We start from the raw sequence: 22,603 nt of genomic DNA, 5'->3' as shown, positions 1-22,603 counted from the left end.
CGGTCCCGGGCGGCCTGCTGCGCGGCGAGGGACTCGTACAGCGCGGCGATGAGGCTGCGGGCGCGGGTGTCCTCGGTGCTGGGGTTCATGACCGGGGGCGGAGCTGCGGACGGTGCCGGCGCTCCGCGCGTTACGTCTTCGAACGCAGCGAACACCGTGTTATCCCAGGCCCCCTCGCGATACCGCGTCCCGTCAGGGACTTTGGGCACCGATGACGGTTACTTTCGTCAGTGGGGCACGCCGTGGGGCGCCTCCTACGCTCCGCGTCATGACCCCGCGCCCTCGTCGTCCCGCCGCCGCTGTTCTTGGCGTTCTGTGCTCCCTGCTGACCACCGTGGCCTGCGCATCGGCTCCATCGGCTCCATCGGATCCGTCGGCTTCGTCCGACTCCGTCGCCTCGGCTTCTTCCTCCTCCGTCCGCCTCAAGATCCCGAAACTCGGCGGCCCCTACGCCGTCGGCCGCGACACCCGTCATCTCGTCGACCGAGAGCGCCGCGACCTGTGGGAGCCCGGAGCCGCCCGGCAGTCCATGGTGTCGATGTACTACCCGGCCAAGGCCGGCAGCCATGAAGACCCCGCTCCTTACATGTCCCGGGTGGAGGCCGGGCTGCTCCTCAAGGGCCTGAAGCTGAGCGGCTCTTTCAGCGCCCGCCAAGTCGCCGCCACGCGCACCCACGCCCGTCCGGGAGCCGCTCCCGTCGGGGGCAAGCATCCGCTGGTGGTGCTCTCGCCCGGCTTCACCCTCCCCCGGACCACCCTCACCCTCCTGTCCGAGGACCTGGCCTCGCGCGGCTACGTCGTCGCCCTCCTGGACCACGCCCACGAGGCTTTCGGCGCGACCTTCCCCAAGGGCCGCGTCCTCACCTGCACCGCGTGCGAGAAGGTCGAAGAGGCGCCGTCGGACGAGGAAGAGAAGAAGCTGCTCGCCAAGGCCGCCGTGGGCCGGGCGGGCGACATCTCCTTCCTCCTCGACAAGCTGACCGGGCCCCGCGGCCATGGGTCCGCGCCCTTCTGGAAGCACTCGGAGATGATCGACGCCCGCCGTGTCGGCGCGGCCGGACACTCGCTCGGCGGCAACGCCGCCGGCTACGCGATGGGCCGCGACCAGCGCATCCGTGCCGGTGTGAATCTCGACGGCTCCTTCTTCGCGCCGCTGCCGCGTTCGGGTCTGGGACGCCCCTTCCTCCTGCTGGGCACCAAGTCCGGCCACATGCCCGACAGCGCCGACAGGACATGGCCACGTGACTGGCGGCGCCTCACCGGCTGGAAGCGCTGGCTCACTGTCGAGGGTGCCGGACACTTCTCCTTCATCGACCTGCCCGTCCTGGGCGGGCAGCTGGGTGAGACCGACCCGTCGGCGCCCCTGTCCGGCGAACGCTGCGGAGAGATCACCACGGCGTACGTGGGCGCGTTCTTCGACCAGAAGCTCCGCGGCGTCCACCAGCCCCTGCTCGACGGGCCCTCCGCCCGCAACCCCGAGGTCGCTTTCCAGTCACGATGAGGCAGAAGCCTCGGTCGCGGGGAGGGGGAGCCCAGCCCCGAATGCCCGGAAGCACCTCACCCGGGAGGAAATAGCGCGCTCGATGGTGGGGTTGGCGTATGCGCGACAGGTGGTCTGCGACAGGTGGTCGCGGCAAGGGAGGAGACTCATGAAGATCGGCATCGTCGGCGCGGGGAACATCGGCGGCAATCTCACGCGGCGGCTCGCCGCGCTCGGGCACGAGGTGTCCGTGGCCAACTCGCGCGACCCGCACACCCTGGCGGCGCTCGCCGAGGAGACGGGGGCCACCGCCGTCCTCGCGTCGGAGGCGGCGCGCGGCGCGGAGGCCGTCGTGGTGACCGTGCCGCTCAAGAGCGTCCCGGACCTGCCCTCGGGCCTGCTCGACGAGGCCGCGGAGGGCTTCGCCCTGATCGACACCAACAACTACTACCCGCGGCAGCGCGACGGGAGGATCGCCCCCATCGAGGAGGGGCTGCCGGAGAGCCGCTGGGTCGAGCGGTACCTCGGCCATCCCGTCGTCAAGGCGTTCAACGGCACCTACGCCCAGGACCTCCTCGACAAGCCGCGTCCGGAGGGTGACCCCGGGCGGCTGGCGCTCCCGGTGGCCGGGGACGACGAGGGCGCGAAGACGGCCGTGCGCGACCTGATCGGGGAGCTGGGCTTCGACTCGGTGGACGCGGGCGGCATCGACGACTCCTGGCGCCAGCAGCCCGGCACGCCCGTCTACGGGCTGCGCGGGGATGTCACCGAGGTCACGGCGGCGCTCGCCGCGGCCCCCTCCGAGCGGCCCTCGGAGTTCCGGGCGTAACGGAGCACAGCGGGCCGCTGCCTTCGCGTGCGGCTGTCCGCGCGGTCTCGCGCGCGAGGCTGTGTGCGCGTGGCTGTGTGCCCGTGTGACCGCGTCTCCGCGCGCGGCTACTCGGCGGAGGGACCGGTGAGGAAGCGGCCGATCTCGTGGGCGACGGTCTCCGGGGCGTCCAGCATCGAGAGCACGTACGCGCCGGGCACCTCCGCGTAGCGCCCGGCGGGCAGCAGTTCGGCCAGCCGGGGGCCGTGCTGGGGCGGCATCATCCGGTTGTCGGGCGACCACAGCACCAGCGTGTCGCCCTTGAACCCGCGCAACGCCTCGGTGGCGCGGATGAGCTCGGGTTTGTCGAACGTACTGAGGCAGTAGGCGCGCAGGTCGCGCCGGATGCCGGGGTCGCGCAGGAGCGGTTCGGTCCACGCGCGGACGAGGTCGTCGGGGATCGGATGCCGGGCCAGCTGCCCGAACAGCGGGGGCAGCCGGCGCAGCCACCCGACGCGCAACTGGCGGCAGGCGAACTGGAGGCCACCGGGCATCCGGGCGGCGATTCCCACCATCTTGCCCGGCAGGCCGGGCGGGAAGTTGTCGAACGCCTCGCAGGGGAGCACCACTTGGCGGGCGACGCGCCTGTCGTGCCCGTACGCGGTGAGGAACAGCCCGCCGCCCCAGTCGCTGTGCACCATGGTGACGTCCTCCAGGCCGAGCGCGTCGAGGAAGTCGGCGACCACCCGGACCTGCCCGCGCAGCGTCAGGTCGGCATCCGGCTTCATCGGGCGGCGATGCGCTCCCAGTGGCAGGACGGGGCGCACATAGGTGAACCCCTCGGGGAGGAGCGGCAGTACGCGGTCCCACACCGTGTGGTTCATCAGCAGCCCGTGCAGCAGGACCACGGGTGGGCCCGACCCGCTCTCCTCGTACTCGACGACACCGGCCGGCAGTTCGGCGGTCCTCATGGCGGCCTCCCGCTAGAACGAGCTCTCTAGAGAGATTGTTCTACCATGGCCGCATGGAAACCGGGGAGCGGATCGCGCTGGCGATGGCGGAGCTGCTGCGGACGCAGGGGTACGCCGCCACCGGCATCAATCAGGTCGCGCGCGCGGCCGGGGCGCCCACGGGCTCCCTCTATCACCACTTCAGGGGCGGCAAGCGCGAGATCGCGGCGGCTGCTCTGCGGCAGGCCGGAGCCGCCTACATCCAGCTGCTGCCGATGCTGCTCGACGGCCACGACGATCTCGCCGCCGGAATCGAGGCGGCCTTCGTCGCGGCGGGTGAGGACATGCGGACCACGGGCTGGGCCAACATGTGCCCCGTGGGCACCGTCGCGGCCGAGATCGCCGACACCGAACCCGAACTCCGGGAGGCGGCGGCGGAGGTGATGGAGTCCTGGGTCGAGGAGGGCTTCTGCTACCTCGCCGGGCGCGGGCTGTCCGAAGCGGACGCGCGCAGCGTGGTGTACGCGCTCCTGACCGCGCTCGAAGGGGCGTTCCTGCTGGCCCGGGGGCTGCGCTCCACCGAACCCTTCCTCGCCGCCGGCCGCACGCTCGCGACGTACGTCGGCTCGCTGGCCGTGTCGGCGAAGACGGCGCGGTAGGCCGGTCCTTCGCCCGCTGTCGCGGCCGAGTGCGGGGCCTCCGCCGACAGCGTCACCGGTCATGTGCGCCGCGAACCCCGCGCCGCATACGGTGGCCCGGAGATCTAGCCGAGGAGGCGACAGGTGATGGCACCCCGACACCAGGGCCCCGGGCACCAGGGCCCCGGGCACCAGGGCCGCCGTACCGCGACCTGCCGTGTCCGCCCTGCCCTCGCCGTCCCGATCGCGCTCGTCGCCCTCCTCGGAGCCGGATGCGGGGGCGGAGACGGGAACGTGGGGCGCGCCGAGAAGTACCGGAAGGTGATCGAGGACCCCTCACCCCGCGCGCGGGACGTCGTCCGCGCCGCCGGGGCCCCGGCGGCGGTCGCGCGCGCCGGGGACGGGTCCGTGCTGCTGACCTACGCCGCGCAGAACGTGGAGGACGACGAGGGGCCCGCCGCGTTCGCCTGGCGGCTGTTCTCGCCGGACGGGAAGAAGGTCGCCGAGCGCGCCGAGCACACGCGGGCCGACGCCGCGACGCGGCGCTTCGTCGGGACGGCGGACGGCTTCGTCGCGGCGCCCCGGGGCGAGAGCGCCGAGGGCGCTTACTTCCTCGACGCGCGCGGCACGCGGCATTCTGTGCGCACCGGCGACAAGCCGCTGGGGGCCCGGCGCGGGGACGTGCTCGTCTCCGCCCTGGAGCCCACGCTCGTCTACCGGCCCTCCTCGCGGACCCTCGCGCCCGTCGCCGGACTGTCGGACGAAGCACTGGAGTTGGCGGTCGACAGCCGGGGTGTCGTATGGGCGGCGGAGCAGCGGCTGACCGCGTCCAGGGACAGCGTCGTCAGCGTGCGCGACGGACACACGCGGCGCCACACGCTGCCGGAGCGTACGTCGGTCCCGGTGGTCGCCGCCGACGGGGGCACCGCGGTCTTCGCGCTGGCCCGCCACGGCCGTGGCGCCGGTGAGGCGGGCCGCGTCGACGGGCTGCTGATCAGCGGGGACGACGGCAAGAGCTGGCGCACGCTGGGCAGTTCACGTGACCTTCCCCTGGACCGGCTGAAGAAGGACCCGGCGATGGCGTCCCTGGGTGTCCTGGCCGACGGGAGAGTGCTGGCCGGTCAGGACGGCGGGCCCTACTGGCTGGCGGACGAGGGCCGGAACCGCTCCTTCCACGAGGTCGACGGGCCCGTCGCCTTCACCTCGCTGACCGCGCGGGCCCGCACGCTCTACGGGATCGCCGACTCCGCCACGCCCTCCTACGGAAGGGTGAAGGGCGAGGGCCTGTGGACCTCCCGCGACGGAGGCCGCACCTGGTCCCGCTTCCCCGGCGACAGCGGCACGGACTGAGCTCGCGGCCCTCCGCCGGACGCACGCCCGTCCGCGCCCGCGTACTCCCGAAAGGGGGATGCGGAGCGCTACGGTCCATGAATGACGGGAATCGACGCTGACGAGCTTGTGGAACGCATGCGCAGGGCCCGCGACTGGGCCCTGTCCGAGTCCGAGCGCCTGGGCCACGGCGGCCGGGGGAAAGAGGAACGAGCCTCCGGCCGCGGGGGTGACGCGGTCCAGGCGGCGGCGTTCGCCGTGGTCGCGGAGGTGCTGGACGAGATCCTGGAGCCTGGCCCACGTTCCGGATAGCCGTCTTTCCGTTGCCCTCTTTCCTGTGCTGAGCAGGGACTGCCCCTGCCCGTGCTTTGCAGGGTGCGGGTGCTCCCCCTAGCTCTTCGAGCAGGGAGGTGCCCCCAGGCTGGGCGCGCCCACGCGGCGGAGCCGCATGTGAAACAGCCCGCGCCATGTCAGGGCCCGGCCTCGGCCAGCAGTGCCGACAGTGGGTCGGACGGGCCCAGGACGGCGGTCAGTTCGGCCAGGGTGGGGCCGGTCGCGGGGCCGTGGCGGGTCACCGCCACGGACGCCGCCACGTTGGCGCCCCGCGCGGCCTCCAGCGGTTCCGCGCCGTGGCCCAGGAGCGCGAGGAACGCGCCGACGTGGGCGTCGCCCGCGCCGTTGCTGTCCACCAGCTCCACGGGCCGCCCCGGTACGGCGACGGCAGCGCCCCGGCCGTCCGCCACCCAGCAGCCGTCCGCGTCGCCGCGCACCACGACGCCGCCGGTGCCCGCCCCGGCGCCCGCCCCGGGCCGCAGCCGCGAGGCCAGGGCCTCGGCCGCCGCCGCGCCGTCGGCCACGCCGGCCAGCAGGTGCGCCTCGCGCCGGTTGCAGCTGAGCCAGTTCACCCGGGCCAGGACCCGCTCCAGCCGGTCCGGGGCGATGTCGGCGACGAGCGGGCCCGGGTCCAGACAGAGCACGATGCCCTCCGGCAGGCTCGCCGCGAAGTCGGTGAGCCGGTCCGCCGATTCGGGGTAGGCCAGCCCGTACCCCGACAGCTGGACCAGGTCTCCGGGGCGCAGCTGCCGTGCCGTCTCCCCGGCGTCCTCCGCGATCAGCGCGCCCTCGGCGCCCGAGGCCGTCACAAAGGTGCGCTCCCCGTCGGCGTCGACCAGCGCGACGCAGTATCCGGTGTCCCGGTCGGTGCGCGCGTGCAGCAGCGGGGTGATGCCCTCGCCCGCCAGCGCCGTACGGACGAGGTCGCCGAACGGCCCTGTGCCGTGGCCGCCCGCGTACACGGCGGGCAGGCCCAGGCGGCGCGCCGCGGCCAGGACGTTGAAGCCGCCGCCCGCCGTCTGTCCGGCCGCCGAGGCGAGCACGTCGCCGCCGCGCTCGGGAAGGTGGGGCACGCGCAGCACGATGTCGACGATGACGCTGCCGGCCAGGACCAGTCTCGCGCTCATGCGGGCATCGTCTCCTCGGCCGGGTCGCCGGGCCCGGCCGGGTCGGCGGGCGGGGTGTCGTCCGCGGGGGCGCCGGCCTCCGCTCGGACCGCGCGGTCCAGCGGAAGCAGGAGCCGGTACGCGCCGGCGGCCACCACGAAGGTCACCGCCCAGCCCAGCCCGTTGGCGCCGAGCCAGCTGTGCGAGAACGGTCCCGAGAACCACACGTCCGTGTCGCTGGTCTTCGCCTCGGTGAGCAGCAGCCCCACCACGATCGCCGCGAACCAGGAGACGCAGGCCGACCACGCGAAGCCGCCGTTGTACCAGTAGCGGCCCGAGCGGCGGGGGTCCATCAGCGCCCCGGGGTCGTAGAAGCGGCGGCGCGTCATGTCGATGGCGAAGACCCCGACCCACGCGGTGATGGGCACCGCCAAGATGGTGAGGAAGGTCATGAACGGGCCGTAGAAGTCCTTGGCGATCAGCATGAAGTAGATGCCGCCCGCGAAGGTGATCACGATGTCGATGGCGACGGCGACCGTGCGCTTGGTCCGCACGCCGAGGGTCACCAGGGTGAGGCCCGCCGAGTACACCGACAGGTGGTTGGAGAGCAGCAGCCCGCCGAAGGCGGCGATGAGGTACGGGATGGACATCCACGACGGGAGCATCGCGTCGATGGCCGCGACCGGGTCGGAGGCCTGCGCGAGCGAGGCGTCGCCGGCCGACAGCAGCGAGCCGAGCGAGATCAGCAGGACCAGCGGGATGCCCGCGCCCCACGCCGAGGCCAGCACGAGTCGGCCGCCGGGTATGTCGCGCGGCAGGTATCGGGCGTAGTCCGCACCGGCGTTGGCCCAGCCGATGCCGGTGCCCGCGGCGATCACACCGACGCCCGCGATGACCGCGCTCAGCGGCGCCGCCGGGGCGTGCATCACCTTGGTCCAGTCGACAGTGGCCACGAGGAACGCCATGACCAGCAGGTTCAGCAGGCCGAAGACGTAGGTGGCCCACTTGTTGATCCACATGATGGTGGCGTGGCCCAGCCCGCTGATGAGCAGGGTGCAGACGATGAACACCAGCAGGCACACCAGGGTGAGCACTGTGTTCTGGCGGGTTCCGAAGACGATGGCCAGCAGCGAGAGCAGCGCGTAGGCGGCCGTCGTGGTGTTGACCGTCTCCCACCCGACCCGGCTGATCCAGGTCACCAGCGTGGGCCCGGTGTTGCCGCGCCGTCCGAAGACCGCGCGCGAGAGGGTCAGGGCCGGGGCCCCGCCCCGCTTGCCCGCGATGCTCAGCGCCCCCACCAGCGCGAAGGACCCGAAGGAGCCGATGACCGCGACCAGCAGTGCCTGCCAGATGTTCAGCCCGCGGAAGGCCACCAGCGTCGCGCCGAGCGGCAGGCCCAGCAGCGAGATGTTGGCGGCGAACCACGTCCAGAACATCTGGCCGGCGTGCCCGTGCCGCTCCGTGTCGGGCACGGGCTCGATGCCGCGGGTCTCCACGGCTCCGACCAGCTCACTCCTCTTCGAGTCAGCCATGGCCAAACCTCCTTACGAGGCGAAGGACGGGGAGTGGACTCTGCCGACTCCCCGCCGGGGGTGCGGTTCCCGCGACCGGCTCAGCCGGCCTGTCGCAGGGTGAGGAGACGCTCGGCCAGGGGCTCCACGTCGAGGTCGTTGACTTCGCGGAGCGTGCTCACGGCGTCGGCGGGCAGGCCGCTCACTCCGTGGACCGCTCCGGCGACGGCGCCGGCGATGGCGCCGATCGTGTCGCAGTCGCCGCCGAGGTTGGCCGCGAGCAGGCAGGCCCGCCACGGGTCGTCCCCGGCCAGCGCGAGCACCGCGAAGGCCGCGGGCACCGACTCCTGGCTGGCGACGCTGGTGCCGATCAGGTCGCTGATGAGGTTCGCGGCCTCATCCTGGGCCAGCCCCAGGACAGCGCCCCGGGCCCAGCGGATACGGGTCGCGATGTCGGCGCCCGCCGCCCAGTGGCCGCGCCCGGCGCCCGCCAGGGCCGCCGTCTCGGCCGCGTCCATGGCCGCGTCGAGCCCGGCCCCGTCGACGGCGGTGCTGACCGCGGCTGCGACGGCGGCGGCACCCGCGATGCCGATCGTGGTGTCGTGGGTGACCTGGCAGGATTCGACGACCCGGTCCAAGAAGGCGTCCAACGGGCGTACGGAGAAGGCCACTCCGACCGGCGCGACGCGCATGGCCGCTCCGTTGGTCGTCCCCGTGCGGCCGGTCTCGGTGACGGGCACGCCGCGCGTGACCGCGTCCAGGGCTGCCTTGGTGGAGGGGCCGAGCAGGTCGAGGGAGCCCTTGGCCTTCATTCCCGCCTCCCACTCCAGCAGGGCCTTCGCGAACCGCTCGGGGTCGATCCGGCCGCCGGACTCGGTCAGGAGCTGTCCGACGATGAGGGCCTGGTCGGTGTCGTCGGTGACGCTGCCGGCGGGCAGTCCGGCGGCCACGGGGTTGTCGGGCGGGCCGGTCTCGAAGCCGGTGACCTGCCCGAACCGTGCCGTGATGGCGGCGCGCGACATGATCTGGGTCGGCATGCCGAGCGCGTCGCCCAGTGCCAGGCCGTAGAGGGCGCCCAGGGCGCGGTCGGTGCGGGGATCGCTCATGTGCTGTGTTCCAAGTTCTGCCGTGTCTTGTACGGGAGGCCGTCTACGGAGGCGCTCTCTTGTACGGAGGCGCGTCTTATGCGGAGGCGCTGCCCTTGTACGGGGGCGCCGGGAGCGGGGCCGTCAGTCCGGGCCGGATTCGCCGAAGCTGACGCGCAGTTCGAACCGTTCGGGATCCAGCAGGCTCACCACGTGCTCGATGACCGCGCCCACGGGCGAGCGGCCCACGCGGGTCACCTGGAGGAACGACGTACCGGCCGGGCGCCCCAGCCGTTCGGCGTCGGCCTCGTTCAGGGGCACGGCGGTGGCGCGCTGCTGACCGGAGGCCACCACGAGACCGGCGGCGGCGAGGGTCGCGGTCAGCGAGCCGTCGACCAGGCCGGTACCGGGGACCTCCGCCAGCCCCGGATGCAGGGGCACCCGGCTGCGCTCCAGGGAGAGCCGCACCCCGCCGGGGAGCGCGCGCATCCGGTCGACGGCGAGGAACCCGTCGCTTTCCGTGCCGAGTTCGGCCGCCAGTGCGGCGTCCCGCACGGTCTCCAGGCGCAGCACCGTCGTCTCGGGCGCCACCCCGTGTTCGGTGAGGGCCTGCTTCCAGCCGTGCCGGTTGTCCAGCGGGGCGCCGTCGAAGCTGACGAAGGAGCCGATGCCGGGGTGGGTGCGGACGAGGCCCTCGTCGGCGAGGGTGCGCAGTGCCTCCCGCACCGTGGACCGGCTGACCGAGAACCGCTCGGTCAGGGCGTGCTCTCCCGGCAGCCGGCTTCCGGCGCGCAGCGCTCCGCCCCTGATCTCGCGGCCCAGGATCCGGGCCACCCGCTGATGCTTACGCGCCTGTTCGGACATGTCCGCACCGTAGACGAACCTGTCTGAACCTGTCTGTTCCGTGGGTCACACCCGCATCAGAAGCCCCGGAATCCCCACGGAGCCCCGTTGAAGCCTTCGGACGGCAACCCGGCGCCCGGCTTCTCGGGCGCTCGCGGGTGCCCTCGGGTGTGCCTCGTGGGCAGTCAACGCCGGTCAACTGCCGTATTTTTACTGCCGTGTTGACGCGCTGCGGGGGCGCGGAGCGGGAACGGAAGAGGACGGAAGAGGGTGGTGCCCGGTGTCGGGAGTGCTGGTGGTGCAGAACGCGGCCGGTGGAGGGCCGGGGCGGTTCGGCGGGTGGCTCGCGGCGGGCGGGCTGACCGTCGACGTCGTCCCCGCGTTCGACGGAGGCGAGCTGCCCGAGCGGCTGGAACACCAGGCCGTCGTGGTGCTGGGCGGCGGCTACCTGCCCGACGACGACGCGCGGGCCCCGTGGCTCGCCCCCACCCGCGCCCTCGTCGCCGAGGCACTGCGCGAGGGCGCTCCGGTGTTCGGCATCTGTCTGGGCGGACAGCTCCTGGCGCAGGTCGCCGGTGGCAAGGTCGCCGCCCGGCACGGCAGCCCGGAGATCGGCAGCACGCCGTTGACCCTGCGCCCGGAGGCCGAATCCGACCCGCTCTTCCGGGGGCTGCCGCGCCGGGTGACGGCGATCGAGCGCCATGTGGACGCCGTCACCGAGCTGCCGCCGGACGCGGTCTGGCTGGCCGAGAGCGAGCGCTGCCCCTACCAGGCGTTCCGGGTGGGGGAGCGGGCCTGGGGCGTGCAGTTCCACCCGGAGACGGCTCCCGCCCGGCTGCGCACCTGGAACCAGTACCGGCTGGCCGAGCAGGGCCTCGACGCCGCCGAACTGCACGCCCAGGCGGAGCGCGACGCCCCGGCGGCCACCCCGGTCTGGCGCGAGGTGGCCCACCGCTTCGCCGGTCTCGTGGAGGCGGCGGGCTGACGGCGGGGCGTGCCGTTGTTACGGGCTGACGGTATGCGGGCTGACAGGTATGCGGGCTGACAGGGGTGTGCCGTTACGGGGTACTTCGCCGCGTCACCGGCTTGGCCGGTGACGCGCCCGCGGATACCCCCGGCACCCCGGGCGGCGGTTTCCGCGCAGTGGGTCTGCTCAGCAGGATGCCGGCAAGGGTGAGAACGAGGCCGCAGCACTGGCGGAGAGTGAGCGCCTCCCCGGCGAGCGCGGTGCCCAGCAGTACCCCGGTCACGGGGTTGAGCAGCCCGACGAGACCTACCGTCGAGGCGGGCAGGTGCCGCAGCCCGGCGAACCAGGCGGCGAACGCCAGCGCCGTCGCCACCACGGTGACGTAGCCGAAGCCGAGCGCGGCCGGGGCGTCCAGCGCGGGCGGCGTCCCCTCCACCACGGCGGCCAGGGGCAGCAACAACAGCCCGCCGGCGACCAGTTGCCAGGACGTCGAGGCGAGCACGCCCGCCTCGCAGCGCCACCGTTTGGCGAGGACGTAGCCGAGCGAGGACATCGCCATGGCGGCGGCCGAGGCCAGCACCCCGCCGGGGGCGACCCGCGCCGTGCCGGAGAGCAGCATCAGACAGACCCCGCCGAGCCCGGCCACAGCCCCCAGCAGATGCGTGGGACGCGGCCGTTCGGACAGCAGCGGCCAGGCGATCAGCATCATGGCCAGCGGCGAGGTCGCCATCACCGTCGAGGCCAGACTGGTGGGCAGGAGCTGGGCCGCGACGTACACCAGCGCGAAGAAGCCGCCCATGTTGAGGACGCCCAGCACCAGCGCCTTCCACCACCACGAGCCGCGCGGCAGCGTCCGGCACAGGGCGAGCAGGACCAGCCCGGCGGGCAGTGCCCTGAACGCGGCACCGTAGAGCGGGTGATGGGCGGGCAGGAATTCCCGGGTGACGTAGTAGTTCGTACCCCAGGCCACGGGGGCGATCGCCGTGACCAGCGTCCAGCGGAAGGTAGCTTCCATGGAAGCTATTATGTCTTCCACGGAAGCTATGATGGAAGGGTGCAGCAGCTTCCACACCGGACTTCACGCCAACTCCCCGACCGAGTGGCGCGCATCCAGGCCGAATGGCACCGCGAGCGGCCGGATGTCGATGTCACCCCGCAGGGAGTGATCGGGCGCCTCCACCGGCTGGGCGCACTGCTCACCGAGCAACTCCGCCTGGTCTACGGCCGGTACGGCCTCAGCGAGGGCGAGTTCGACGTGCTGGCGGCACTACGCCGCGCCGGTGACCCGTACGAGCGGGCCCCCGGCGAGCTGGCGGCGCACACCATGGTCACCACCGGCGCCATGACCAAGCGGCTCGACCGGCTGGAGGGCGCGGGTCTGGTCACCCGCCGCCGCGCCACAGGGGACGGCAGGGCCAGGGTGACCGCGCTGACCGAAGCGGGCCGCACCGTGATCGACCAGGCCTTCACCGCGCACATGCGCAACGAGCGCAAGCTGCTGGACTCGCTGAGCCCCGAGGAGGCAGTGGCGCTGGAGACGCTGCTGACCACCTGGCTCGGCAAGATCGAACCCCCGCACGACAGCTGAGAGTCCGCCGGCCAGGTCACTGCCTCACGCCCCGCTGTACGCCGTCGGCTCGCCGCCCGGCGTCGGCCGTGCCGACCAGGTCCAGCAACTTCCCTGCCCGGCCGGTGATCTCTTTGCCGTCAGCGCTCGCACGGGGCGTGCTCTCGGTATGTGAGAAATGTGTGTTCGGGATGTGGCGACGGGTGGGGTGTGGCGCGGGCCGCGGGGCCGGAGCACCCCGGGCGGGACTACCGGGGGGCTACCGGGCAGGGCTTCCGCGCAGGGCTCCGGCAGGGCCTCCCCGCGAAGAATTTTCCGTGCGGGGGTTTGCTTCCTCCGGTGTCGGAGAAGAAGAGACGCCAAGTGCTTGGGAGGTGCAGGCACATCCGCGGGAGTGGGCCGCATGGGTCGCCCCGGGTGTGCTCCGTGCCACCTCTCCCGCGAACTGTTAAGGCAGCAGCGAAACGGGAGGAGCGAGATCCGAATGAGCACCGTGCGATACCGCGCCGAACGGGCGCGCCACAGCCACGAAGACGCCCCGGACACGGTTGACGACTTCAAGAAGCTGGCCGCATTGCCCGAGGGCCCCGAGCGGCAGGCCCTGAGTGAGCGCCTGGTAGAGGCATGGCTGCCTATGGCACACCGGCTGGCGGCGAAGTACCGCAGCCGTGGTGAGACGCTGGAGGATCTGGAGCAGGTCGCGGCGCTGGGTCTGGTCAAGGCCGTCGACCGCTACGACCCCGCGCACGGCACGCCGTTCGTGCCGTTCGCCGTCCCGACCATCGTGGGGGAGATCCGGCGTCACTTCCGCGACCACACCTGGGACGTCCACGTCCCGCGCCGTATCCAGGAGTTGCGCAACAAGGTCCGCGCCTCCGTCAAGGAGCTGAACACCGGCATCGACGGCCGTTCTCCGAGCGTGGAGCGGATAGCGGAGCACAGCGGGCTGTCCGAGGAGGACGTCAAGACGGGCCTGGAGGCGCTGGAGAGCTTCAGCTCCCTGTCCCTGGACGCGGCCCTCGGCGGCAGCGAGGACGGCATGGCTCTCGCCGACGTCCTCGGCCACAGCGAGCCGCGCTACGACGCGGTGGTCGCCCGCGAGGCGGTCAAGCCCTGTCTGCAAGAGCTGCCCGAGCGGCAGCGCCGCGTGCTGTACCTGCGGTTCTTCTGCGGAATGACCCAGTCGAAGATCGGTGAGGAACTCGGCGTCTCCCAGATGCACGTCTCCCGGCTGATCTCCCGCAGCTGCCAGGAGGTGCGCCAGAAGGTCGAGCACGACCACGGCCGCAGGCACCCCTCGCGCGGCCAGCACGCGGGCATCCGGCCCGGCCGCCGCCGGGTCACGGCCGCGTCATCGGCCACAGCCACAGCTACTGCCACCGCTCCCGCGTCGGCTTCGGCCACGGCCTGAGCGGGCCCGGCGGGAGACCTGGCCCTCGCCTCGGACACAGCAGCCCAGGGACCTCCGCACACCTGAGCTCCTCGGCACTCCGCGACACCGTGACACTGCGGTTCCGCGCGCCCCCGTGACGCCGCGGCTCCGCGCGTTCGTGGACACCGCGAACGCGCGGGACCGCCGTCACGGGGTGCGCCCGGGACACCGTGTGGTCGGAAGTCCGCCCACCCGTCGAACAGCGCCCATCCGTCGACCAGCGCCCACCCGTGAACAGCTTCGCCCCCCCCATAAACAGTGCGCACCCGCGCACCGCGAAACATCAGGAGGAGCACCCCATGCTCATGGCCCATCCCGCGGTCCTGCTGGACCTCGTCGCCGAGTACGAGACACTCGACGCACTGCACGCCGAGGACGGTTCGCCGGAGGCGCGCCAGCGGCTGGACGACATCGCCTACACGCTGTGCGTCTCCACCGGAACCCGCGACATCGACGCCGCGCTCGTCGCAGCCCGCCACCGGCTCCCGGGCGCCCGCGCCAAGGACGACTCCGTCGTGGCCCGCTGAGCGGCGGGGGGAGCCGGGATGGGGACGCGCTGGGCCGTGGTCGACGTCGGTTCGCATTCGGTGCGCTTAGAGGTGGCCGACGGCGACGGCGCGGCCCCGCTGCCGGTGCACACCGCCAAGTGGCGGCTGCGGCTGGCGCACTGGGTGGACAAGGAGGGCACGCTGCCGCGCGAAGCGGTGGACATGCTCGCCGACGCGGTGACGGAGGCGCAGGCCGAGGCACGGCGCCAGGGCGCGACCGAGCTGTACGCGGTGGCGACCGCCGTCGTACGGCACGCGCCCAACCGGGAGCAGATCCTGGAGACCGTGCGTGCCAGGTCCGGGGTGCCGCTGTGCGTGCTGGACGGGAGGCGTGAGGCCGAGCTGACGTTCCTGGCGGCGCGGCGCTGGATGGGGTGGCGAGCGGGGCCGCTGGCGATGCTCGACATCGGAGGCGGCTCCCTGGAGGTGGCGTTCGGCCGCACCGGCATCCCGGACTTCGCCACCTCGGCGCCGCTGGGCGCCGCCCGGATGACCCGGGACCACTTCGGCGGCCAGGACCCGCCACCCGCGCACGCGCTCAAGAGCGTGCGGCGCGAGACCCGGCACCAGTTGCGGGACGTGGGCGCGCGGATCCGCTGGGAGTCGCCGGTCACCACCGCCGCCACCTCCCGCACCTTCCAGCAGCTGGCGCGACTGTGCGGTGCCGCGCCCGGCCGCAAGGGGCCCTTCGTGCAGCGGGTGCTCTCCCGCGAGGACCTGGACGCGGCGGTGAAGCGGCTGTCGAGGAGGACGGCGGCACAGCGCGCGAAGCTGCCGGGCATCTCCGCGCCCCGCGCCGCCCAGTCCCTCGCGGGGGCGGTCGTCGCCCACACGGCCATGGACCTGCTGGACCTGAAGGCGGTGACGATCTGCCCCTGGGCCCTGCGCGAGGGGCTGCTGCTGCACCGGTTGGAGAGCGGCGAGAGCAGCGGGTGGATATCGCTGTGAGTGGGGTGCGGAGGAGCGTCGTGCGAGAGGCGCGTGAGCGGCGCGTGGGAGGGGTGGGCGAGCGGTAATTCGATGGCACGGCGGGGTGCCTGACGCCACGCTGGTCGCCGTGAACACCATTGAACCCGTACCGGAAACCGAACCCGTACCTGGACCGGTACCTGGATCCGCCTCCGTGCCCTTGCCCGTGCTCGGGCCCGAGCACGGGCCCGAGCACGAGGCCGGGGCGGTGCCGGGGCCCGAGCCCCGGCACCGGATCCGTGCCGTCCACTCCGCGGCCACGGTCACCGTCTACCAGGCCTATCCGCCCGCCATCGGGCTGCCCGCCGCCCGCGACGGGCGGTTCCCCGCCGCCTGGAAGCGGGACCGGATGACGTGGATCAAGCCGTCCTTCCTCTGGATGATGTACCGCTGTGGCTGGGGCACCAAGGAGGGCCAGGAGACGGTCCTCGCGGTCGAGATCACCCGCGAGGGCTTCGAGTGGGCGCTTCGGCACGCCTGTCTGTCCCACTACGTGCCCGAGCTGCACGCCGACCAGGCCGAGTGGAAGCGGCAGTTGCGGACCTCGCCCGCGCGCGTGCAGTGGGACCCCGAGCGCGACGTCCGCCTCCAGGCGCTGCCCCACCGCTCGCTCCAGCTCGGCCTCGCGGGCGAGGCCGCACACCGTTACGCCGACGAGTGGGTCGTCTCGATCACTGATGTGACCCCGCTGGCCCGCCGGGTACACGCGGCGGTGCGCGAGGACGACCTGGCCACGGCGCACGGCCTGCTGCCCGAGGAGCGGCCCTATCCGGCCGACCCGGCGCTGCTCTCCCGTCTGACGCGCTGAGCCCGTCGCGCCCCCGCCGGCGGGGCGGAGACAGTCCTCCGGGCGTGACAAGAGTGACCTGGGGGCGAGGGGGGAGCCTCGGGTTGCGCCCCAGGTCACAGGTGAACCGTCAGCGCGGGCACCCGCCCTCACTATCCACCAGCCGTACCGGGCCTCACACCGCGCGCGTTGGCAATGTTTCGGACAAGCCTGCCCGAGGGCGGGCTGGCTCAACGCCGACGGCACCGTGACCGATGCCGGTACCGCGGCGCGCGAGCAGATCGAGGTCGAGACCGACGAGCACTGCGCCGCGCTGTGGGCGCCGATCGGCGACGCGGGCGCCCGTCGCCTCGCCTCGCTCATCACACCGATCAACGACGCGTTCACCGCAGCCGGGACGTTCCGGCAACTGCGCTGACCGCAGCCGATCCGCGGCCTTCGGTCGCCGCGTCGCGGGAGCGCGACGCGGCGACCGGAGTCTCCTGGCCGTAGTGGTACAGCACGTTGCGGGCCGCGAAGGCGGCCGGGCCGGCGGGGATCACCGGCGTGCGTTCGGGCCCTGCTCGTCAGGGGCGGGCCCGTCAGGAGCGGGTGCGGGCGGGTCGTCCGCGGGCGGGTCGTCCGACGGTGGGCCGTCCGGGTGCGGCGGTGGGCCGTACGGCCAGGGGCGTTCGGCGTGTGCCCCCTCTTCTCCCGGCCGCGAGAGGCGCCACACCCGACCCAGCGGGCGCAGACCCAGCCGGGAGGCGACCCGCTGCGAGGAGCGGTTGTCCGAGGTGGTGCTGTAGAAGAGGTGGCGCCCCGGCGGGAAGGACCGCGCCCAGTGCGCGGTCACCGCGGCGGCGTGCCCCCGCCCCCGGAAGCCCGGCCGGGTCCACACCCCCGCCTCGGCCCCGCGTCCGGAGGCCACCGGGGTATGGCAGACCGCCACGACCTGCCCCTCCTCGTACGCCATCGCCCAGGGCCCGAGCCGCCCCTCCAAAAGGTCGCGCCACTCGGACTCGGGCCAGTCGCCGGGATTGCCGTCCCGCAGGAGCCCGCCGCTGTCGCCGGCGCTCGCGTGGTCGGCGTGGGTGACGATCCGGGCGCTGCTCGCGTACGCGGTGCCCGGCTCGACCAGATAACTCGGCGCCGCCGACGCCACGGTGGGCCCGCACACCCCGGCGAGCAGCGCCTCGCCCCGGCTGATCGCCACGGGCGGCTGCCCAGGCGCGGACGGCAGCGCGGCGAGCCGCCCCAACTCCTCCGCGAGGTCGTCAGGCACCTCCGCGCCGACGAGCGCCGCGCACCCCTCGCTGCTCTCCGCGACCGCGAGCGGCGGCGCCTCACCGGTGAGCCGCCCGCGCGCGTCGAGGTCCCAGAGCACCTCCATCTCGACGAGCAGCAGGGAAAGGGGAGTTGGCGGATCCAGACCTTGGTCACACATGCGCGCGAACGTACCCCGGCCCGCGCCGGACCGCACCGCGATATCGAGGCCGTGGCAAGCGGCTCGGCCGGCCGTCTCGCTGACTCGCGGGCGGACCTCGTCTCCGCACAGCACGGCCGTAGGAATGCCGTGACCGTCTACGACGTCCGCCCGGGAAGGACTCCGTTCGCATCACTGGTCAAGGGGGTGACGCCGGCCAAGTGGTGGACTGCGAGGGGCCGTTGTCTCCCGGGCTGATTGTCACAGGACCCTGTCAGGATCACGGCATGTCAACTCCACTCCTGTGGACTTCCGCCACTCCCAGCCATGAACTGGCTCTGGACGGAACCACCCTCAGATGTCGTAAGAACAACGGCCAGATCCTGCGATCGGTACCCAGAGCCGTGCGCGACAGCCCGGTGGGCGAGAAGCTGTCCGAGTTGCGCGAGCGGCTGTTGCGACACGAGGCGGAGTGCCGGTCCACCGTGGAGTCCTGGCTGCTCGCCGGTGTGCCGGTCCCCGCCGCCCTGCTCGCCCGCGTGTGGTCCGACCCGGGCTGGCGCTCCAGCCTGGAGCATCTGGTGGTGACCGTCGACGGGCACACGGGTCTGCTGACCGAGGTCACTGAGGAGGGGCGCACCGGGCTGACGGGCCTGGACGGCGCCACACACGCTCCGCCCGTGAGCCCGGTGGCACTGCCGCACCCGGTCCTGCTGTCCGACATCGACCAGTGGCGGAAGGTGCTGGACAGCCGCGACGCCGCGCAGTGCGTCCCGCAGTTGGCCCGTCAGATCCACCACCGGCCGACCGATATCTCTCCCGAGGCCACCAGTATCGACGACTACGCGGACGGCTACTTCGAGGAACTGCGCCACGCCACGGCGCGCGCCGCTCAGAACGGTTTCGTCATGCGCGGCGGTTCCGCGGCGTTGCGGATCGTCGACGACGGCGTCGGTGTTCAGGCCCGTTACTGGCTGGGCGCCGACGATCCCGGCCTGCCCGCCACGACCGGGCGGCTGTTGTGGGTCGACGCGGCCGAGCGCCCCCTCCCGCTCGGCGAGGTCGGCCCGGTGGCCTGGTCCGAAGGCGTCCGTATGGCCGAACTGATCCACGCGGGAAGGCACATCGATGAGCAGTGACGTGATCGCGCTGGACGCGGGCCTGGCGCCCGTCGGCACCCCGGGCGGCGAGCCGGTCACCGCCCGCCGCTACCACCACCCGATGCTCGGCGGCCGGTCCATGGTCCGGCTGAGCGGGGACGCCGTCGCGCCGGGCGAGGACCGGGTGCTGGCCGCCGCCGGGTTCTCCGTCCCCGATATCGGCGCACCGGTATCGGCGGGGCACCGAAAAGAGCTGGGCTACCCGGCGTGGGCTGTGGTCAACGACCCCGCCAACGCCGGTGTCGCGCTGGCCGCGGCCCCCGAGATGGAGCGTGCCGAGCGGCTGGCCAAACCCAAGCCCGGCCCCGCGCTCGACATCTACCAGGGGATCTCCCCCACCCTTCCGGGCGACCACCTCCCCGCCTTCTGGGAACAGGTCGGCCGGGCGTTCATCGCCGCCGGCCGCCACCGACAAGGTGCGCTGATGTTCGGCAGGGCCCGCGCGGCCGAGCGTCAGGCCGCGGTCGTCGATCCCGCACGGCGCCGCGCGGTGTTCCTGGAGTTCGCTCTTGCCGGAGCCCTGTCGGTCAAGGACATCAAGAACTACGTCGCCGACCTGATGAGCCAGGGCGGGGACCCCGCCGGGGCCTACCAGGAGCTGCGTGAGCTGGCCGTGCGCCGCACCCTCGGCGGTCTGCCGCCCTGGCCCGACATGCTCAAGCAGCTCGCCAAACTGGCCAAGGCCGCCGGTCTCGACGTGGCGAACGAACACGGGCAGGTCCTGGAAGCCCTGGTGGACGCGCCGGCGCTGTGGCGGGCGTCGGACGGTTTCTGGACCTCGCAGCGCAAGGCATGGCTCGCCGCCGTCGCCGGATCGGCCACGCTGAGAAGACGTCTGGTGTGGCAACTGGCCGAACTTCCCTACTCGGACATGGACGCCTGGTGGGTCGCCCTCCTCGACGAGGTGGCCGCCTTCGACGAGCTCGGCGAGGAGACCGGCGAGTGGCTTGCCGCGATGCTCCGCCGGTACCGCGGGCCCGGGAGGCGCGCCCCCAAGGCCCCTCGGGAGCTGCTGAACCTGCTGCCGCGCCTGGCCGAGCGGACAGGCCCGGGAGGGGAGCCGCTGTGTCCCGGCAGCGGGACCGCCGACGAGTACCGCGTCGACGCGGCGGTCATCGGCGGCTGCCTGGCCGCGGGCCTCCCGGTGGCGGACCCCGATCCGAACCTGCTGCTGGCGCACTGGTCGGAAGACGACCGCGTCGATCTGGAGGCGCTGACCGCCGACGACCGGTTCGCCGATCCCCTGATCAGATCCATCCTCGTGGACAAGGGCCATGACGACCGGTGGAGGTCGGAGTGGACGATCGCGCCACTTCGGCCCTTCCTGCGCGGGATCATCGACAGCCGGATGCGCCGGGCCGCCTCCGGCGGCCTGCAAAGCGCACTGGATGCCTTCGACTGGCTCTATCGCACGCTGACCCGGCAGGCCGTAGCGGAGGTGCCGGACCTGCTCGCCCGGCTCGCCGGCATCGACCTGGTGGTCCCGCTGACCAGGACGCTCCGCGCGGGCATCCTCGACGAACTGGGCTGGGACGCCCTGGACGAGGCCGCCGGCGAGCTGGGGAGGGACATCTGGTGCCGGGCGAGCTGGCCCATCCTGACCGTGCACGACCGCCACAAGGCCGTCGCGGTCGGGCCCGGCGGACGGATCACGGAACACCGGCTGACGGTGCCCAAGGGCGCCGGCCAGTTCAACTACGACGTCAGGGTGTTCTTCTCCGAGGGAGAGTTCCTGGTGTTCCACGACGTCAACGGCACGCGGACCCAGTACTGGTCCGGCGCGCCCCACGACATCCTCTCGGAGCGCGACCTCTCCTGGAGGTGGCGCTACGGCGAACGGACGCGATCCGGCTACACCTTCATGGGACCCCGCGCCCGGCGTTTCATGGGCCACCGGCTCCTGGCGGTGGGCGATCGGCGGCTGGCCCCCGACGGCCATATGTTCCACGACGGCCGGACCTTCTGGTGGTACACGGGAGTCGCGGCGGAATCCCAGGTGCGCCCCATCGACGTGGTCACCGAGGAGCTCGGCGAGCCGGGCCTGCCGGCGTTCCTGGACCCGTCCCTGCTGGGAGAGGACGAGGACTGGCTGGTCGAGCACTCGTCGCTGGCCCCCGTCGCCGGCGGCACCGCCACCTCGCCCCTGGGTACCGACGGCACCCATCTCGGCTTCAGGGTCGCCCGCGACCGCAGGACGGGAGAGGTCCACTACCACCGGATCGACGGCGTGCACGGCACCGTCCCGCCCGCGTACCGAGGCGTGGTCCCCTGGGGGCTGCTCGACGTTCCGGGCTCGGAAGGGCGGCTGCTGCTGGAGAGCGGCTACCACTACCACGTCTACAGCGTCACCGCCCGCGATCCCCGGACCGGCGAGGCGCACTGGCGGGTCTGGATGACGGACCCGGGCCGGGTCGCCATGGATGATCCCGATCCGATGTCAGCGGGCACGCGGCGCATGCCGCCGAAAGCGTTCTGGCACTTCCTGACACCCCGTGACCTTTCCGGCTCGCGCGCGCTGCGGGAGATCTCCGAGGACACCGTGCGGGGGCTGCTGGCAGCGGCGGCCACCTCCGAGTCGGCGCTGCGGGAAGCCCTCGGGGCCTTGCTGCCCGAGGTCAGCCACCCGCTGCTCCTGGACGGAATCGTGGGGTGCGTCCAGGATGCCGCCGGCCGGATCCCGGACCGGAACAAGCTCCTGAGAGTGCTCGAACAACCGACACCCCGACCGCTGAAGGTGTCGGAAGCCGATCTGGACGGGGCACTGAACGGGCTGGTCAGCCAATACGCCGAAGGCCACGGGGGCATGGTGCGGCAGATCGAGCTGGCCGCGGCGTTCTTCGCCGGCTCGATCGATGGCGAGACGGCGATGGCGCACTGGGGAATCCACCGGAGCCAGTACGACTGGACCGAACTGGCCGGCCGTATCGGTGGCCTCGCCATCCGCGCGGTCAGCGCCGTGACCCCCGCCAGGCACCGCGCGGCACTGACCGCACTGCTGAGGTACTGGGCCTCCTCACCGCTGGCCGACCCGGCGCTGCGGCGCGGCCTGTTGGACCACGAGTCCCCGGACGCGCTGTCCACCGAGGAGGGCCAACTGCTGCCGCTGGACATCGCGATGCACTTCGGCGACTGGGCCCGGTCGCACAACGACCGCAACTACACCACCAAGGCGTTCCTACAGCGTGGCGCCGTGCCGCGGCCGGACGGTTTCGTCGACAGCCGGCCGGTGGCCCGGGGCTGGGCCACAGCCGAGCGGCTGCGCCTGCTGGCGGACGAGCTGGAGCGACGTGAACCGGTGCCGTTCGATCCTGGGGCCGCCGGCCGGCTCGCGGAAGCGGCGGATCTCGACCACGCCGCGGCGGTCCTGTTGCTGACCGGTCTGCCCGGAGTCGACGACAGCGGCCTCATCACCGGCATGCTCCTGTCGCCCCGGACTCGCGCGACCCTGGGCCTGAAGGTGACCGAGGCGGACGCCGCCCGTCATCGGTGGTGGCGTCTGCCCACCGCCGCCCGCCTGGAGCTCTACGACGCGGCCATGCCCGACCATCCAGCACAGCTGTGGGACCAGCACGCGATGGCCGAGCGGCTGGCACGGGCATGGCGGGGGCTGCCGTCCGGTACGTGACCGCTTGTCCATACCGAGACGGAAGGCGCCGCGCGGGCTGATGTCCGACCGGAACAGGCG

The 22,603-nt window shown here is 73.0% G+C and carries 20 protein-coding genes and 1 pseudogene; 14 read left to right on the top strand and 7 right to left on the bottom strand.

Annotated elements, in window-relative coordinates:
• The first annotated feature begins 268 nt into the window (after nucleotides 1–268).
• Nucleotides 269–1,501, top strand: coding sequence for an alpha/beta hydrolase family protein (locus OHB04_RS11020; RefSeq protein WP_326687495.1), 1,233 nt, complete (start codon nucleotides 269–271; stop codon nucleotides 1,499–1,501).
• Between the two features lie 148 nt (nucleotides 1,502–1,649).
• Nucleotides 1,650–2,309, top strand: coding sequence for an NADPH-dependent F420 reductase (locus OHB04_RS11015; RefSeq protein ID WP_326687494.1), 660 nt, complete (start codon nucleotides 1,650–1,652; stop codon nucleotides 2,307–2,309).
• Between the two features lie 107 nt (nucleotides 2,310–2,416).
• Here OHB04_RS11015 and OHB04_RS11010 read toward each other — a convergent pair whose 3' ends face one another.
• Nucleotides 2,417–3,259: an alpha/beta fold hydrolase gene (locus OHB04_RS11010; protein ID WP_326687493.1), complete on the bottom strand. Its 843-nt coding sequence runs from the start codon at nucleotides 3,257–3,259 to the stop codon at nucleotides 2,417–2,419.
• Between the two features lie 53 nt (nucleotides 3,260–3,312).
• Between OHB04_RS11010 and OHB04_RS11005 the strand changes: the two genes are divergently transcribed.
• From OHB04_RS11005 to OHB04_RS10995, 3 genes are all read left to right on the top strand, one after another.
• Complete coding sequence (locus OHB04_RS11005) at nucleotides 3,313–3,897, top strand: TetR/AcrR family transcriptional regulator (protein ID WP_326687492.1); 585 nt, start codon at nucleotides 3,313–3,315, stop codon at nucleotides 3,895–3,897.
• A 126-nt stretch (nucleotides 3,898–4,023) separates the two neighbouring features.
• Complete coding sequence (locus OHB04_RS11000) at nucleotides 4,024–5,226, top strand: hypothetical protein (RefSeq protein ID WP_326807381.1); 1,203 nt, start codon at nucleotides 4,024–4,026, stop codon at nucleotides 5,224–5,226.
• A gap of 81 nt (nucleotides 5,227–5,307) precedes the next feature.
• Nucleotides 5,308–5,517 (top strand): hypothetical protein, encoded by a 210-nt coding sequence (locus tag OHB04_RS10995; protein WP_326687490.1) that lies wholly within the window; start codon nucleotides 5,308–5,310, stop codon nucleotides 5,515–5,517.
• A gap of 158 nt (nucleotides 5,518–5,675) precedes the next feature.
• Here the strand turns inward: OHB04_RS10995 and OHB04_RS10990 are convergent, their stop codons facing one another.
• From OHB04_RS10990 to OHB04_RS10975, 4 genes are all read right to left on the bottom strand, one after another.
• Nucleotides 5,676–6,665 (bottom strand): PfkB family carbohydrate kinase, encoded by a 990-nt coding sequence (locus OHB04_RS10990; protein ID WP_326807380.1) that lies wholly within the window; start codon nucleotides 6,663–6,665, stop codon nucleotides 5,676–5,678.
• On the bottom strand, nucleotides 6,662–8,176 hold the full coding sequence (locus OHB04_RS10985; RefSeq protein WP_326807379.1) for a purine-cytosine permease family protein: 1,515 nt from the start codon (nucleotides 8,174–8,176) through the stop codon (nucleotides 6,662–6,664). Before OHB04_RS10985 ends, OHB04_RS10990 begins: the two co-directional genes overlap by 4 nt.
• Nucleotides 8,177–8,256: 80 nt before the next feature.
• Complete coding sequence (locus OHB04_RS10980) at nucleotides 8,257–9,261, bottom strand: ADP-ribosylglycohydrolase family protein (RefSeq protein WP_326807378.1); 1,005 nt, start codon at nucleotides 9,259–9,261, stop codon at nucleotides 8,257–8,259.
• A gap of 123 nt (nucleotides 9,262–9,384) precedes the next feature.
• Nucleotides 9,385–10,104, bottom strand: a complete 720-nt coding sequence (locus tag OHB04_RS10975; protein ID WP_326807377.1) for a GntR family transcriptional regulator — start codon at nucleotides 10,102–10,104, stop codon at nucleotides 9,385–9,387.
• A gap of 259 nt (nucleotides 10,105–10,363) precedes the next feature.
• Here OHB04_RS10975 and OHB04_RS10970 point away from each other — a divergent pair, with 259 nt between their 5' ends.
• A complete protein-coding gene (locus tag OHB04_RS10970; RefSeq protein ID WP_326807376.1) occupies nucleotides 10,364–11,068 on the top strand; it encodes a type 1 glutamine amidotransferase in 705 nt (234 codons plus the stop codon).
• A gap of 73 nt (nucleotides 11,069–11,141) precedes the next feature.
• Here the strand turns inward: OHB04_RS10970 and OHB04_RS10965 are convergent, their stop codons facing one another.
• Nucleotides 11,142–12,065, bottom strand: coding sequence for an EamA family transporter (locus tag OHB04_RS10965; RefSeq protein WP_326807375.1), 924 nt, complete (start codon nucleotides 12,063–12,065; stop codon nucleotides 11,142–11,144).
• 39 nt (nucleotides 12,066–12,104) lie between these two features.
• Here OHB04_RS10965 and OHB04_RS10960 point away from each other — a divergent pair, with 39 nt between their 5' ends.
• The 6 genes and pseudogenes from OHB04_RS10960 (at nucleotide 12,105) to OHB04_RS41800 (ending at nucleotide 16,771) form a co-directional block, all read left to right on the top strand.
• Complete coding sequence (locus OHB04_RS10960; protein ID WP_326687483.1) at nucleotides 12,105–12,638, top strand: MarR family winged helix-turn-helix transcriptional regulator; 534 nt, start codon at nucleotides 12,105–12,107, stop codon at nucleotides 12,636–12,638.
• 463 nt (nucleotides 12,639–13,101) lie between these two features.
• Nucleotides 13,102–14,028, top strand: a complete 927-nt coding sequence (locus tag OHB04_RS10955; protein WP_326687482.1) for a SigB/SigF/SigG family RNA polymerase sigma factor — start codon at nucleotides 13,102–13,104, stop codon at nucleotides 14,026–14,028.
• 320 nt (nucleotides 14,029–14,348) lie between these two features.
• On the top strand, nucleotides 14,349–14,576 hold the full coding sequence (locus OHB04_RS10950; RefSeq protein ID WP_326687481.1) for a DUF5133 domain-containing protein: 228 nt from the start codon (nucleotides 14,349–14,351) through the stop codon (nucleotides 14,574–14,576).
• An 18-nt stretch (nucleotides 14,577–14,594) separates the two neighbouring features.
• A pseudogene (locus OHB04_RS10945) lies at nucleotides 14,595–15,518 on the top strand (Ppx/GppA phosphatase family protein); the annotation flags it as partial.
• A 256-nt stretch (nucleotides 15,519–15,774) separates the two neighbouring features.
• The gene (locus OHB04_RS10940) at nucleotides 15,775–16,374 is read left to right on the top strand and encodes a DUF4291 domain-containing protein (RefSeq protein WP_326809428.1); all 600 of its coding nucleotides are present in this window, start codon (nucleotides 15,775–15,777) and stop codon (nucleotides 16,372–16,374) included.
• 58 nt (nucleotides 16,375–16,432) lie between these two features.
• Nucleotides 16,433–16,771 carry a helix-turn-helix domain-containing protein gene (locus OHB04_RS41800; protein WP_442815086.1) on the top strand — a complete coding sequence of 113 codons (339 nt, stop codon included), beginning with the start codon at nucleotides 16,433–16,435 and terminating at the stop codon, nucleotides 16,769–16,771.
• A 120-nt stretch (nucleotides 16,772–16,891) separates the two neighbouring features.
• On the opposite strand, the gene OHB04_RS10930 is transcribed toward OHB04_RS41800, so the two are convergent.
• Entirely contained in the window at nucleotides 16,892–17,779 is an 888-nt protein-coding gene (locus tag OHB04_RS10930) for a GNAT family N-acetyltransferase (protein WP_326807374.1), read from the bottom strand.
• Nucleotides 17,780–18,045: 266 nt separating this feature from the next.
• Between OHB04_RS10930 and OHB04_RS10925 the strand changes: the two genes are divergently transcribed.
• Together OHB04_RS10925 and OHB04_RS10920 are read left to right on the top strand one after the other, a co-directional pair.
• Complete coding sequence (locus tag OHB04_RS10925; RefSeq protein WP_326807373.1) at nucleotides 18,046–18,897, top strand: DUF4132 domain-containing protein; 852 nt, start codon at nucleotides 18,046–18,048, stop codon at nucleotides 18,895–18,897.
• Entirely contained in the window at nucleotides 18,887–22,543 is a 3,657-nt protein-coding gene (locus tag OHB04_RS10920) for a hypothetical protein (protein WP_326807372.1), read from the top strand. The genes OHB04_RS10925 and OHB04_RS10920 overlap by 11 nt, the downstream gene beginning before the upstream one ends.
• Nucleotides 22,544–22,603 lie beyond the last annotated feature (60 nt).

It is taken from the genome of Streptomyces sp. NBC_01775, from assembly GCF_035917675.1.
In the GTDB taxonomy this organism is placed as follows: Bacteria; Actinomycetota; Actinomycetes; order Streptomycetales; family Streptomycetaceae; genus Streptomyces.
The sequence above is the reverse complement of the archived record's forward strand: the minus strand, read 5'-3'. Positions and strand labels throughout refer to the sequence as shown.

Excerpts from the sequence above, each read along its gene's own strand:
- OHB04_RS11020 (WP_326687495.1), top strand. The coding sequence starts at position 269 with ATGACCCCGCGCCCTCGTCGTCCCGCCGCCGCTGTTCTTGGCGTTCTG.
- OHB04_RS11015 (WP_326687494.1), top strand. The coding sequence starts at position 1,650 with ATGAAGATCGGCATCGTCGGCGCGGGGAACATCGGCGGCAATCTCACG.
- OHB04_RS11010 (WP_326687493.1), bottom strand. The coding sequence starts at position 3,259 with ATGAGGACCGCCGAACTGCCGGCCGGTGTCGTCGAGTACGAGGAGAGC.
- OHB04_RS11005 (WP_326687492.1), top strand. The coding sequence starts at position 3,313 with ATGGAAACCGGGGAGCGGATCGCGCTGGCGATGGCGGAGCTGCTGCGG.
- OHB04_RS11000 (WP_326807381.1), top strand. The coding sequence starts at position 4,024 with ATGGCACCCCGACACCAGGGCCCCGGGCACCAGGGCCCCGGGCACCAG.
- OHB04_RS10995 (WP_326687490.1), top strand. The coding sequence starts at position 5,308 with ATGACGGGAATCGACGCTGACGAGCTTGTGGAACGCATGCGCAGGGCC.
- OHB04_RS10990 (WP_326807380.1), bottom strand. The coding sequence starts at position 6,665 with ATGAGCGCGAGACTGGTCCTGGCCGGCAGCGTCATCGTCGACATCGTG.
- OHB04_RS10985 (WP_326807379.1), bottom strand. The coding sequence starts at position 8,176 with ATGGCTGACTCGAAGAGGAGTGAGCTGGTCGGAGCCGTGGAGACCCGC.
- OHB04_RS10980 (WP_326807378.1), bottom strand. The coding sequence starts at position 9,261 with ATGAGCGATCCCCGCACCGACCGCGCCCTGGGCGCCCTCTACGGCCTG.
- OHB04_RS10975 (WP_326807377.1), bottom strand. The coding sequence starts at position 10,104 with ATGTCCGAACAGGCGCGTAAGCATCAGCGGGTGGCCCGGATCCTGGGC.
- OHB04_RS10965 (WP_326807375.1), bottom strand. The coding sequence starts at position 12,065 with ATGGAAGCTACCTTCCGCTGGACGCTGGTCACGGCGATCGCCCCCGTG.
- OHB04_RS10955 (WP_326687482.1), top strand. The coding sequence starts at position 13,102 with ATGAGCACCGTGCGATACCGCGCCGAACGGGCGCGCCACAGCCACGAA.
- OHB04_RS10950 (WP_326687481.1), top strand. The coding sequence starts at position 14,349 with ATGCTCATGGCCCATCCCGCGGTCCTGCTGGACCTCGTCGCCGAGTAC.
- OHB04_RS10930 (WP_326807374.1), bottom strand. The coding sequence starts at position 17,779 with ATGTGTGACCAAGGTCTGGATCCGCCAACTCCCCTTTCCCTGCTGCTC.
- OHB04_RS10925 (WP_326807373.1), top strand. The coding sequence starts at position 18,046 with ATGTCAACTCCACTCCTGTGGACTTCCGCCACTCCCAGCCATGAACTG.
- OHB04_RS10920 (WP_326807372.1), top strand. The coding sequence starts at position 18,887 with ATGAGCAGTGACGTGATCGCGCTGGACGCGGGCCTGGCGCCCGTCGGC.